The sequence below is a fragment of the Variovorax sp. P4_D9 genome (assembly GCF_056401695.1).
Window position 1 is genome coordinate 1 of the sequence record NZ_JBFUIU010000227.1, and the last position, 12,122, is coordinate 12,122.

Annotated in this window: 13 protein-coding genes; 7 read left to right on the forward strand and 6 right to left on the reverse strand. The window is 63.4% G+C overall.

Features of this window, described 5'->3' with window-relative positions:
* Positions 1-182: hypothetical protein (locus AC1DY5_RS23340; protein WP_478115197.1), on the forward strand; the 182-nt coding region annotated here is incomplete at its 5' end.
* Between the two features lie 243 nt (positions 183-425).
* On the opposite strand, the gene AC1DY5_RS23345 is transcribed toward AC1DY5_RS23340, so the two are convergent.
* The 4 genes from AC1DY5_RS23345 to AC1DY5_RS23360 all read right to left on the reverse strand — a co-directional run bounded on the left by AC1DY5_RS23345 (position 426) and on the right by AC1DY5_RS23360 (position 4,497).
* The gene (locus AC1DY5_RS23345; protein WP_478115198.1) at positions 426-773 is read right to left on the reverse strand and encodes a transglutaminase N-terminal domain-containing protein; all 348 of its coding nucleotides are present in this window, start codon (positions 771-773) and stop codon (positions 426-428) included.
* 16 nt (positions 774-789) lie between these two features.
* Positions 790-1,383, reverse strand: coding sequence for a methyltransferase family protein (locus AC1DY5_RS23350; RefSeq protein WP_478115200.1), 594 nt, complete (start codon positions 1,381-1,383; stop codon positions 790-792).
* Between the two features lie 725 nt (positions 1,384-2,108).
* Positions 2,109-3,518 (reverse strand): FAD-dependent oxidoreductase, encoded by a 1,410-nt coding sequence (locus AC1DY5_RS23355; RefSeq protein ID WP_478115202.1) that lies wholly within the window; start codon positions 3,516-3,518, stop codon positions 2,109-2,111.
* Positions 3,519-3,522: 4 nt separating this feature from the next.
* On the reverse strand, positions 3,523-4,497 hold the full coding sequence (locus tag AC1DY5_RS23360) for a Bug family tripartite tricarboxylate transporter substrate binding protein (protein WP_478115203.1): 975 nt from the start codon (positions 4,495-4,497) through the stop codon (positions 3,523-3,525).
* A gap of 118 nt (positions 4,498-4,615) precedes the next feature.
* Here AC1DY5_RS23360 and AC1DY5_RS23365 point away from each other — a divergent pair, with 118 nt between their 5' ends.
* From AC1DY5_RS23365 to AC1DY5_RS23380, 4 genes are all read left to right on the forward strand, one after another.
* Entirely contained in the window at positions 4,616-5,503 is an 888-nt protein-coding gene (locus AC1DY5_RS23365; RefSeq protein WP_478115205.1) for a LysR family transcriptional regulator, read from the forward strand.
* A 47-nt stretch (positions 5,504-5,550) separates the two neighbouring features.
* Entirely contained in the window at positions 5,551-5,784 is a 234-nt protein-coding gene (locus AC1DY5_RS23370; RefSeq protein ID WP_478115206.1) for a CrcB family protein, read from the forward strand.
* 381 nt (positions 5,785-6,165) lie between these two features.
* Positions 6,166-6,267 (forward strand): SDR family NAD(P)-dependent oxidoreductase, encoded by a 102-nt coding sequence (locus AC1DY5_RS23375; RefSeq protein WP_478115208.1) that lies wholly within the window; start codon positions 6,166-6,168, stop codon positions 6,265-6,267.
* A complete protein-coding gene (locus AC1DY5_RS23380) occupies positions 6,264-6,995 on the forward strand; it encodes an SDR family NAD(P)-dependent oxidoreductase (protein ID WP_478115210.1) in 732 nt (243 codons plus the stop codon). Before AC1DY5_RS23375 ends, AC1DY5_RS23380 begins: the two co-directional genes overlap by 4 nt.
* A gap of 31 nt (positions 6,996-7,026) precedes the next feature.
* Here AC1DY5_RS23380 and AC1DY5_RS23385 read toward each other — a convergent pair whose 3' ends face one another.
* Positions 7,027-8,793, reverse strand: a complete 1,767-nt coding sequence (locus tag AC1DY5_RS23385) for a SulP family inorganic anion transporter (protein WP_478115212.1) — start codon at positions 8,791-8,793, stop codon at positions 7,027-7,029.
* 148 nt (positions 8,794-8,941) lie between these two features.
* Positions 8,942-9,559 carry an arsenate reductase/protein-tyrosine-phosphatase family protein gene (locus tag AC1DY5_RS23390; protein WP_478115213.1) on the reverse strand — a complete coding sequence of 206 codons (618 nt, stop codon included), beginning with the start codon at positions 9,557-9,559 and terminating at the stop codon, positions 8,942-8,944.
* Positions 9,560-9,792: 233 nt separating this feature from the next.
* Here AC1DY5_RS23390 and AC1DY5_RS23395 point away from each other — a divergent pair, with 233 nt between their 5' ends.
* Positions 9,793-10,140 (forward strand): carboxyl transferase domain-containing protein, encoded by a 348-nt coding sequence (locus tag AC1DY5_RS23395; RefSeq protein WP_478115215.1) that lies wholly within the window; start codon positions 9,793-9,795, stop codon positions 10,138-10,140.
* A gap of 423 nt (positions 10,141-10,563) precedes the next feature.
* Positions 10,564-12,122: AI-2E family transporter (locus AC1DY5_RS23400; RefSeq protein ID WP_478115216.1), on the forward strand; the 1,559-nt coding region annotated here is incomplete at its 3' end.

Genomic DNA, 12,122 nt, shown 5'->3' on the forward strand with positions numbered 1-12,122 from the left:
GCCTTGAGCTTCCTGGCAGCGCACCAAACGCCGAAGCCGTCATGCACGAGCAGCTTGATGCGATGCCTCCGGCTAAATTCTGCGCCGCGATGAAGGTCTGCTCCTGCCCGCGAGCACCAGTTCCCGGCCGTGCCTGGCAGCAGACCTTCGAGGTGATCGCCCGGTTGGCGAAGGACTGCTAACGGCGAGTTTGGCGAACAGGCATTCCCGGCCATGACCGGTCGCTCGCCCGTCTTCGAGCAAGGTCCGGTGTATGAAGGCAAGCAGCCATATCGATCTTCGAGACCATGAAGCGTTGGTGTGACCCCGAGGGCTCTACTTCACCTACCCGAGCGACACAAAAGCGCCGGGCATGCCAATGGCTTGACGGCAGGGGGACATACTGCAGACGGCGGCAGCGATGACCCAGTCGACCGCGGTCACACTCAGATGGCGCGATGCCGACCCTGCCCGTCGGGATAGACGAACGGCACCTTGCGCGCGCGATCGTCGATGAAGAAATCGAACGGATTGATCGCGTTGATCTCGACCGCGAGCTCGACCAGCACGTCGAGCTCGGAGACCGCTTGCCCGGCCTTGAACGTGACGCGCGCGACGCGATTGCCGTGCGGATCGCGCAGCCAGTGCAGGCGATGCTCCGGCTCGACCAGCAGCTGATAGCTCTCGATCCGCGCGCCCGTGTGATCGGCCGGCCGCAACCGTATCAGCTGCGGGCCCAGCAGCGCCGGTCTCGGATAGTGGTAGCGGCTGCGATGCTGGACGACGACGCGCACGCAGCGTTCTTACCACCTACCCGCGCCATGGAGTGATGCGCGGTAACCATCGCCTCACGTTCGTCCGGTAGCGCTTGTACTCGTCGCCGAACTGCTCGCCCAGCGCAGGCTCTTCGTAGGCGACAACGAACAAGAAGAATCCGGCCCACACGATCGCGCTGTACTCCAGCACCGTGACGCTCCCGAACAGGAGGCCCTGGCCGGCGATCATCGCCGTGACTGCGACGTACATCGGATTGCGGACGTAGCGATAGAGCCCGGTGACGACGAGGCGCTTGGGAGGCATCACGGGCGCCGGTGTGCCGAGGCCCTGCAACGCGAAGCGAGCGAACGAATCGAGCAAGATGGGCAACCCGGCGACGATCAGGGCGGCGCCGAGCACGCGCGCGATCGGGAATAGCGGAGGCGCGAAGTGCCAGTGCGTGAGGTACCAAGGGACGTACACGGCGAGCGTGCCCGGAGCGATGACCAGGAAGATCGCGGAACCGATGATCGCGGCGGCGCGCTGCACGATAGGATCATACTCAACGCCGCCGCGAATCGTGCGGATTGGGCGAGCGCTGGCGTCGCTGATGTCCTGTGCGAGGGTGTAGTCGCGGTTCTTCGGCATGTCCCGAGCGTGGCAGAGCGCCCGGGACGCCTCCAGTGCATCAGCTAGATAATGCCGCTTCAAGTCGGAGAAAGAGGCTCGGGGAGCACTTCCATCTTCGCCGGCAGTGTCCCGAAGAAGGTCCCGCGCCCGAGGGATTGCAACGGCCGGTTCAGCTCGCATTGCGGACGTGCTTTTGGGACGAAGCCGAAAGACTGTGATGGGCCCTGACCGCCATTTCGCGACATTTGGAAGCAGCCGTTGACAGGCAACGCCCGCCCTTGCTGTCCATTGCCACCAGCGATCCGACCCCTGCCCTGCCCTACCCTCAATCTCGTCACGATGTCGGCGAAGGTCAACTTCCGAAGTAGACGAGCCGGTCGCGAAGAAAGGCGCGAATGTCAGCTTTCAACGGTCGCCGTCGTTCGGCGCAGAAATTCGACCGGCGGCAACCAGTCTTGAGGTCACCTTCGAGCCAACGCCGTGGACTGGCACTGTCGGCCATGAACGGTCAGTCGAGCGGCCGCCCGCTATGGCCGGTTTCGGCCGCATTGCAGTCGAAATCGGCGAGGACCGCGCAAAAGTCTCAGGTGGCATCGGCTGATCGGCGGCAAGACTCCAAAGAGGCCTCACGCCAGCACCTAAAGCCAGATCCGTTATTTGTGGAACCCGCCTACCGTCTATTCGCTGCCAGTGCGCGGCGACGCCAAGCTCATGGTATCTCCTGGATAGGTTGGTTTGTTCGATCAGCCCCTGCCCGGCGCCGACGCGCCGAGGGCCTCGTCCGGAAACTCGACGCATTCTTGGTGATCAAAGTAGACGCCGTCGCTATGCAGCCGTTGCTGCAATTGACTTACGTTCGTCTCTTGCATGGGCGCTCCGTCAGCGTGGGCAGCTGCTGTTCCGGCGGCCTGGCCCATGACGAAACACCCCCCGCTCGCACGCGCGGCGGACTGCCCTTCGTGCGTCATCGATGCACAGCGGCCCGCCACCAGCAGGTTCTTCACAACCCGCGGCACTACCATTCGCCAAGGAAGGTCGTTGTAGGCGCGGCGTTCGTCACGCGGAAACTGCCACTCTATTCCGCCGTCCTGGTGCAGCTCCATCGGCCATGCGTTGATTCCGATGCTGTCGGCAAAGTGCGCTGACCCGAGGATGTCCTCGCCGCTCAGGGCATAGAGACCCTCGATGCGGCGCGTCTCTCGGATGCCCACCTGCGGCGCGATTTCGACAATCCGTGCGTCGCCGAAGCCCGGCACCTGCTCGCGAAGAAATCGGAAGTAGTCGACGATTTGCCGCCGTCCCTCGACCTCGCCTTCGCTCAGCTCTCGCGCGTCAACGCCGTTCATGGCATGGCCCTGGGCGTTCTTGAGCTGAGTGACATTGGCACGCCATTCCGCCGGATTGATCTGAGGCCGCAGGATGGCGCCTTCACGCGGAAAGTGGTACTTACCGGGGTGGGCCTGCTGCGCTCGAGCCATGTAGTCATTGATGGCTTTGAACTCGCCCACCGCAGCCAGCGCCGCCGGCCCGTCCACATGGCCGACGCGGAACATGGTGGAGGGGAAAAGGCCGCTCCCGTGACCGTCTCCTACCGCATGCGGTACGCCGGCGAAGGCCGCCACATCGGCATCTCCGGAGCAATCAACGAACACATTGGCGCGCAGCGCCAGTCGACCAGACTTGGTTTCAACCACCAATGCACTGATGCGCTCGCCGTCCATCAGCACGGCAGCCGCGTGGGCGTGGAGCAGTAGCTCCACGCCCGCCGCCAGCAGCATCTGGTCTGCCGCACACTTGTACGCTGAGGTGTCGTAGCTGCGCACGCGGATACGTCCTTGCATGCCATCCTGTGGCTTGTTCAATCCGCCCAATGCCTCGATTCGCGGCAGCAGTTCGTCAACCACGCCATGCACCACCTGGTGCATCTCGCCGTCGCGCCGGCCGTACAAACCGGCGAAGTTGGTGACGCCGCCGGCGGTGCCCATGCCGCCGAGAAAGCCGTAGCGCTCGACCAGCAGGGTGCGTGCGCCGTGCCGTGCGGCGCTGACGGAGGCTGCCAGCCCCGCAGGGCCGCCGCCGACGACCACCACGTCGTATTCCCCGTAGACTGACAGGGCGCGCGAAGGCTCCTGTAGGGTTGTCGCGTTTTGCATGATGCTAGTCCAGCGTGATGTTGTGCATTTGAATGACTGGCTTCCAGCGAGCCACGTCGGAAGCCAGCAAGGCACGAAACTCGGCGGATGTGTTTCCCACCGCGTCCATGTACTGCGTGCGCAGCTTTTCCTTGACGGATGGCTCCGCTAGCACATGTGTAATCTCGTCATGCAGCTTCTTCAAAATAGGAGCCGGCGTCTTCGCGGGAGCGATGAAGCCTATCCAGGCATCTGCCTGAATGTCTGCCATTCCACTTTCCGCGAGGGTAGGAAGGTCAGGCAACGCCGACGAGCGCTTGGTGGAGGCGACGGCCAGCGCCTTGATCTTGCCCGACTTGACGTGTGGCATGACGGCCGCCGCCGGCAGAAGAGCCATATCGACCTCACCGGATAGCACCGCCGTCACCGCGGCACCCGAACCCCGGTAGGGCACGTGCACGATCTCCACGCCACTGCGCGCTGCCAACGATGCCATCGCAAGGTGCGAAATCGAGCCTGCGCCGATAGACGCGTAGCTGAACTTGCCACCGCTTCCCTTCAGCAAGGCCTGGAACTCCTTGGCGTCGCGCACAGGATGCTTGTTGGGTACCACGAGGACCGACGGCTGCGAGGCGGCTACCGTGATCGTCTCGATGTGGCGAGCCGGGTCGTACGGCATCTTCTTGAACAGCAGCGGGTTGATCGCCAACGGCCCTGCGATGCTCACGCCGATGGTCTGGCCGTCCGGCGTGGCCTTGGCAATCGCATCGGTGCCGATGTTCCCGGACGCGCCGCTCTTGTTCTCGACAACCATGGGCTTTCCGAGGCGGACGGCGAGCTGGGCGGACACGACGCGCGCTACCAGGTCGGGAGTCGATCCCGCATCAAAGGGGACCACGATGCGCACGGGCCCTTTTGGCCACTCCTGCGCAGAGGCGAACATGGGTGCCAGCGCGAGTGCGACGCAGACCACCGGACGGTTGAAGTATCGAAAGGGCATGCTTGTCTCCTGAGGGGGTGTATCGGGAGTGCAGCGCATCCCGTTGCCTGAAGGTTAGGCGCGGTGCATCATGGCGACAACGCCATGGGGACCATACTTCCAACCAGGAATTCGAATAATGGACATGAAGCTCCTCGCCGTCTTCGACGAGATCTACAAGACCCGCAGCGTCTCGCGCGCGGGCGAGAATCTCGATCTCCCGCAGGCTTCGGTCAGCTTGGCACTGGGCCGGTTGCGGCAGCAGTTCAACGACCCACTGTTTGTCCGCACCTCCAGTGGCATGGTGCCCACCCCGCACGCCGCAAATCTGGTACAGCCGCTGCGCCAAGCGCTGGAGTTACTGCGCGTCGCAACGCAACGGCAGGTCGTCTTCGATCCCAGTCGCTCCAGCCGAACCTTCCGGATCGCAATGACCGATATCAGCCACCTTGAATTCCTGCCGGCGCTGATCAACCGAATCAATACACAGGCGCCAGAGGTGTGCGTGAAGGTGCTTCGAATCGCCTCGGACACGGCCAAGATGCTGGAATCCGGCGACATTGACCTAGCCATCGGGTTTATGCCCGAATTGGAGGCAGGCTTCTACCAGCAAAAGCTCTTTGATCAAAACTTCGCCTGCGTGGTGTGCGAGGAGCACCCTCGGATTMATCGCCGCATGACGGAGAACCTCTTCAGGCGCGAAAGACACGTGGGAATCACGGCGCCGGGCACCGGGCACGAGCTAGTGGAGCGCGCGCTCGCACGGCTCAAGCTCGAGCGCAAAGTAGCGCTGTGGCTACCCACCCTGCCCGGCGTCGGTAACCTGCTCGCCAGTACCGAACTGGTGGCCACGGTGCCGGAACGCGTCGCGCAGATGCTGGTTCGCATCGCGCACGTCAAGGCGCTCCCGCCGCCGTTCGTCTCGCCAGAGTTCTCCATCAAGCAGCACTGGCACGAGCGGTACCAGCACGACACCACCAACCAGTGGCTCAGATCCCTTGTCGCGGACCTGTTCCTTGACAAGTAGGAAGGCAAGCGCCCCACCCGAGTGCGCACCTGGGCGCCCAAGGGACAGTGCGCGGTAGGCCGTTGCAACAGCGCGCCGCGCAAGTCCTCGAGTTGCTGCGCAAAACCGGCGTGTCGGGAGGGCTGTCGACGTTTTCGACCTTCGCCTATGGCGTGTCAGTATTGATGGCAACGTCAGCGGCCAGCGCTGTCGTTGCAGCGGCATATGTGGCAATCACTCTTATAGCCGGGTATTTCGCCATCGCTGTCGGATTGGCAATCGGAGGGCACCGGCCGTCGTGAGAGCGCGTGACGCAAACGGTCCACGTTGGGCTCGCGAACGGCATGCATGAAGCGCGCATGTGGCGAGCCTCCTGGCTCATGCGTTCGAACGCCTGCAGGAGTTCGGACTCAACGGCAACGCAGGACACACGCAGGTGCACGGCACGCCCGTCGCGCAAGGTGATATCACTGGGAACAGGAGGAGCCGGACCTTGATGCGGTTCGGCCGCTGCGTCGATCATGTGGACCTCCGATTGCATCGATCCATCAAAGCGTACAGCGCAGTCGCTATCGCCGCATTGCAAGAGTCCTCAGTTGAAGCAGCTCAGGCCCCGGCATCGATTCCTATACGGCAGCGATCGACTAACCTGCCGATCGATAGTCCAAACAAGAAGCTGGAGCATGAAGCTGAAGAGCAAGGTTGCGCTGGTCACCGGCGGCGCCCAGGGTTTGGGCAAGGCCATTGCGCTTGCCATGGCCAAGGAAGGCGCGCCGACATCGTGATCTGTGACATCAATGCGATGACGCTGCCTGGCGCGCAGGCCGAGAAGACGACGGGCAGTCGCTGCCTGGGCGTGGGGGTGCAGTGCGATGTCTCGTCGGTCGACAGCGTCGCCGGTCTCTTCAGGGAGACCGTCTCGACCTTCGGCACGCTCGATATCCTGGTGAACAACGCCGCGCTGGTGCAGACCGGCGAGCGCAACGAGGAGATGCGCTCCAAGCTCTACCGCATGATGACGACGCCCGTTGCCAAGGAATCGCTGGGCGTGACCAAGGATTTCACCGACGAGGAGTGGCACAAGTACTGGGGCGTCAACGTGCATGGCGTGTTCTATTGCACGCGCGAGGCCTTGCGCCTCATGGAGCCGAAGAAGTCCGGCAAGATCATCAACATCGCCTCGATTGCCGGCATCGGCGGATTCAGCGCCTTCCATCCGTCCTGCTGCGCGACCAAGGGCGCCGTGCTCGCCTTCACGCGTTCCGTCGCGATCGAGGTCGCCGGTGCCAACATCTTCGTCAATGCCATCGCTGCGGGCGGCATCCTGACCCCGCCGATGGAGAATTACCTCGCGACAACATCCGAGGAAACCCGAAACGGCCTGCATCAACTGATTCCGCTCGGACGCCTGGGCAAGCCGGAGGAGTACGCCTCGCTGGCGGTCTACCTCGCGTCGGACGAGCACTACATGGTCGGGCAGACGCTCAGCCCGAACGGCGGCATGGTCCTTTAGCATTCCTGCGTGCAACGAGAACTTCCACTTGTCACACGAGATCGTCTGCCGCAGCCTCTTCACTCAAGTCGTTGACGGCAGCACCGATCGTCGGAAAGAAGGCCTTTTCGCCGAGCCGGGCGAACAGCCCGAACCGCTTCAACTTGTCCTTGACCGGGTCCTTCATCTCGGCAAAGCACAGCTCGATGCCCGCCGCGTGCAGGGTCTCGTCCAGTTCGGCCAGCATGTCCGCGGAGGTCACGTCGACGCTTGTGACCGGCTCCGCCGCAACGACCAGCCAGCGCACCGGCGTCGGCGATGCGGCCACCGCGTTGAGCACCCGATCCTGGAACAGCTCGGCATTGGCGAAGAACAAGGGCGCATCCCAGCGGAACAGCACCAGGCCCGGGATGAGCCGCGCTTCGGGATAGCGCGTGATGTCGTGGTAACCCCTGACGCCATCGGCACGACCCAGCACCGCCGAATACGGGCGCCATGCATCCCACAGGAATTCGATGACGGCGAACAGGATCGCCAGGCCGATGCCCTGGATCGCCCCCAGCACGGCGACGCCGACCGTGCAGGCGATCGACAGCCAGAACTCCCAACGCTGGATGCGATGAATCCGTCGCAAATCGGTGACCTCGATCAGGCCGATGGCCGATGCGATCACGACCGCCGCCAACGCGCTGGTGGGCAAGTTCTTCAGCAGGTCCGGCGCCACCAGCAGCAGCAAAGCAACGGCCAGCGCGCCGACGATCCCGGTCAGCTGGGTCTTGGCGCCCGCAGCCTCGGCCACGGGGGTGCGCGACGAGCTGCTGCTGATGGGAAAGCCMTGAAAAAAACCGGCAGCCAGGTTGGCGACGCCCAGCCCCACCATCTCCTGGTTGGGGTCGACATAGCTGCGCGTGCGCGCCGCATAGACACGCGAGAGCACGCTGGTGTCGGCGAAGGAGACGAGCGCGACGGCACACCCGCCGATCAGCACGGGGACGATGTCCCCGGTGGTGATCCAAGGAATGCTGAACGAAGGCAGACCACGCGGGAGACTGCCGAGAACCGACACATCGGCGCGCGCGGCAAGGTCCAGCACGCCCACGGCGATGGTTGCCGCCACCACGGCGATCAGGATGCCTGGCAAGCGCTTGTGCCCCTTGAGCAGCAGGATGACTGCCAGGGTGCCTGCGCCGACCGTGAAGGCGACCCAGTTGGTCTTTCCATCCATCACGGCTTCGGCGATGGCCAACAAGTTCCTCCCCGGCCCATTGGCATCGATCGAGAACCCGAAGAGCTTGGGCAGCTGGCTGATCAACACCGTCAACGCGATGCCGTTCATGTAGCCGTAGCGGATCGGCTTGGAAAGAAGCTCGGTGACGAAACCGAGGCGCGCGATGCCCGCGAGGATGCACACCGCGCCCGACACGATCGCCATCATGGCCGCCAGGGCGATCGCGCGCTGCGGGTCGCCGCCGGACAGCGGCAGCACGACGGCGAGGATGACGGCGGCCAGTGATGAGTCGGGGCCCAGGACCAGAATCCGGCTGGGGCCGAACAACGCGTAGGCGAGCAGCGGGACGATGGTCGCGTAGAGCCCATAGATGCCCGGAACGCCCGATGCCACCGCATAGGCGATGCCGACGGGCACCAGCATCGTGGTCAGCACCAGCCCGGCAACGATGTCGTGTCGCAACCAGACCATCTGGTACGCGCGCAGCGTGCGCAGTCCCGGCAGCCAGCGAGCCCAGCCGGTTTGATCGACGGCTCGGCGCGCAATGCGGCCCGGTTCCGGAAGCGGAGAGGAAGGATCTGAATTGCTCATAAGCCCTGTTTGGGTGGCGACTGCGGAGGCTACTATCGGTCACCAGGTCATCCTCGAGCGCAGCTTCCAGATCCCGCCAATGATCGCGCCCCGGTCTCGCCGGCGGCCGCACCGAACGGCCGCCGCAGGTGGGACCTCCGGGCAGTGGCTATTGCATGTGTGCCAGATTGCGATCATCCGAACGAATCGCTGCCGAATCCGCTCCACGTCGCAGCAGAATGGTCAAGAACTCCAATCGGCGACGCAGCGAATACAGCACCTGAGTGGCTGCGCGAGCCGATTCGTCGGGGTCGCCAAGTCCGGCAACATCCGGCAAAGCCCAAAGGGCCGAGGAGGGTTGGCCGGGCCAACATGGCTCTGCCGACTGCGTCGCCTCGTCCAGGGTGATGATGAAGTCCGCCGTGTACACGCTTGCTCGCGCGAGGCGGTCCCATCCGTGAGGGTCTACGAGCGGTATCGGGACGTTTGCGCGGCAAAGCGCGCTAGCTGCAGCGGGATGGATTGCATCGCTGATCAAGCCTGGTTGACCGCACGAATATACGGAGAAGCGATCCGCACCGAGATGAGTAAGACAAGCCTGGGCCAGGATGCTTCTCAACGAATTGCGTTGCGAAACAAAGATCACCACGATGCGTCCTGCGGCCAACAAAGCCTCGTTGCAAAATATGACAGACCACAAGCGTAATGCCGGCAAGCGAGCGTCCGCAAGGGCGCCACATGGGCCGATTGCTAGGGGAAACACCAGCCAGCGCCCGTCGCGGCGCACTCGGCTCAGCGTCTATCCGAGCGGTGATCTCATCACGACGTTCAGCGCCCCGGGATTCATGCCACACCGGTCACTCCGGCCCAGGCAAGCCCGCCTTCCTGATATGCCCGTCCGTGCTGCCAGGGTTGCACCCCGCAGCGATCAGGCGAACCCACCGCGCATGATCTGGGCGCTGAACTTGCGCTTCTTCCAGTACACGGCCTGCCGCAAGGTCACGTCGTTCCTGGTGATGTGTGATTCCTTCAACATCCATCCCGATCCTCTTCCTGGTCGACACTCCTGGCTTCCTGGTCGGCATCGAGGGCGTGCGCAAGGCGGCTCCGGCGCACATCATGAACATGATCCACGCCGTGCAGCTGTGTAGCGTGCCCAAGCTGTCGGTGATCCTGCGCAAGAGCTACGGACAGGCCTCAATCAACATGGGTGGCGGTCGCAACAGCGACGAGGTGGCCGCATGGACCAGCTCGGACACCAGCTTCATGGACCCGCAGATCGGGGTCAGCGTGCTGCATGGCATCAAGCGCGAGGACGATCCCGAGCGTTTCGACCAATTGAAGGCCGATTTGGGTCGCGACACCTAGGCCTACGCGCTGGCTGGCGCCTTTGGCGTGCAGGCGGTGATCACGCCCCAGCAGACCCGCGGGGAGTCCTGTGGGTACTTGTCCGACGCGGAAGCGCCGCGTTGATAACTTGACGAAGCAGTCGAACGGCGAACAGGGAAAATTTCCCGGTATTGCTCTCTCGGACTGCGCCGCTCGGGCACAGGCTCGGTCATCTTCATGGCGGGACTCGTGCGTAAGGTCGTGGTCGCTTGAGTCGGGACGTCCCACTTCGTCCTGGACCCCCGCACTATTCGCCGGCATTTCGAGGTCGGTCTGCAGACGATTCCGGGCCTTGACAGTGGATACTGTCTCCCTGCGGTCGCCTTTGATCGCGTTTTCGCTCGGTCGGGGCGCCTGCCGCCTGCTGGTTCCTGCCACACATTGCACATTCAGTCCGCGAGCATGCGTTCCAATTCCTCGGCCAAAGGCTTCTCACTGGGCGCGTTGGTACCGCTGACTTGCGTGCTGGCGCTCTTGCACTTCGGCCAAACTTTTCTGAAGCCGATCGCGGCGGCCGCCATCCTGAGTTTGGTCATCGCACCATTGGTGCGCAAGTTGGCCCTCCGTGGTCTGGGACGTACGGTTTCGACGCTGGTTTCGGTGTTGCTGGTCGCAGCGCTTCTGGCGTGGTTGAGCGCAGTGCTTGCAATCCAGCTTGTTGCGGTCGCTAAGGATCTGCCTCAATACAAGGCCGCCGTTGCTTCCAAGGTCGAAACGGTCAGGGAGTTCGCGGTACGCCCTTTTGAGAGGATCGAGGCGGAACTCAGGGGCGTTTTTCCCCAGGCGAAGGCACCCGATGCCGATTCCCGACCCCGGGCGGATGTGACACGAAGCGATTCGCCGTTGCCGGTGCAGATTCTCCCGGCGCCGCAATCCGCGGGAGACATCGTGTCGCGGCTGGCAGCCATGCTCTGGGGGCCCATCGGAGAGGTGGGAATTGTGCTAGTTCTGATGGTCTTTATATTGCTTGAGCAGGAGTCGCTCGGCGATCGGATCATACGACTGGTGGGCGAGACGGAACTCGGCGTCACCGTGCAGGCGCTAAGCGACGCAGCGGAAGGGGTTTCGCGCTTCTTCCTAACCCAGGCCGTTGTGAATATCGCGTTCGGCACCATGGTGGCGCTGAGCTTGTGGGTCATTGGGATGCCGCATGCAGCACTGTGGGGCTTCATCAGTACGCTGCTTCGGTTCATCCCTTATGTCGGCGTGTTCGGCGCCGCCCTACTGATCGCCGTATTTGGCATCGCAGTCGATCCTGGGTGGTCGATGATGCTTGCAAGCTTAGGCGTTTTCGCCGCGCTTGAACTGTTGGTCGCTCACGTCGTGGAACCGCAGGTTTACGGACATAGCACGGGTCTCGCGCCGCTCGCGGTGATCGTTTCCGCACTGTTCTGGGGTGCGTTGTGGGGACCGCTCGGACTCCTGCTCTCCACGCCGCTCACGCTCTGTCTCGTGGTGATCGGCAGGCATGTACGGGCGTTGCAGCCTCTGACCATCCTGTTAAGCGAAGCTCCCGGACTCACCACTGGGCAGCGCTTCTACCAACGCGCCTTGTCTGGCAATACCGAGGCGATCCTGCGCGATGCGGGGGCGTTTCTACGACGCGGCAGCTTCGCGAGATACTGCGACCATGTGCTGCTTCCCGGTTTGGCGCTCGCTGCCGCCGACTTCGGCGTTGGCCGCATAGGCCAGGAGCAGCGCGCACGCATTCAAAGAAGTGTCGTGAGCGTGGCTGAAGCGCTGACGGTCGGGGCGCCCGGTCGGCGCTGGCGCCGTTCGAACGTGTCCTTGGTGGATGCGAACATTGGCATTCATCTGCGCAAAATGCGTGAGGCCCGGCTGGGGAAATGGCAGGGCCGATTGGATGTTCCTTCGAAATCGATCGTAATGTGCTTCGGGTTCGGCTCTGAACGCGATGATCTCCTGAATGAACTGCTGGTACGGGCTTTGCGCATCGACGG

Bases quoted from the DNA above. Each gene is read 5' to 3' on its own strand.
- AC1DY5_RS23350 (WP_478115200.1), bottom strand. From the start codon at position 1,383: ATGCCGAAGAACCGCGACTACACCCTCGCACAGGACATCAGCGACGCC.
- AC1DY5_RS23355 (WP_478115202.1), bottom strand. From the start codon at position 3,518: ATGCAAAACGCGACAACCCTACAGGAGCCTTCGCGCGCCCTGTCAGTC.
- AC1DY5_RS23360 (WP_478115203.1), bottom strand. From the start codon at position 4,497: ATGCCCTTTCGATACTTCAACCGTCCGGTGGTCTGCGTCGCACTCGCG.
- AC1DY5_RS23375 (WP_478115208.1), top strand. From the start codon at position 6,166: ATGAAGCTGAAGAGCAAGGTTGCGCTGGTCACCGGCGGCGCCCAGGGT.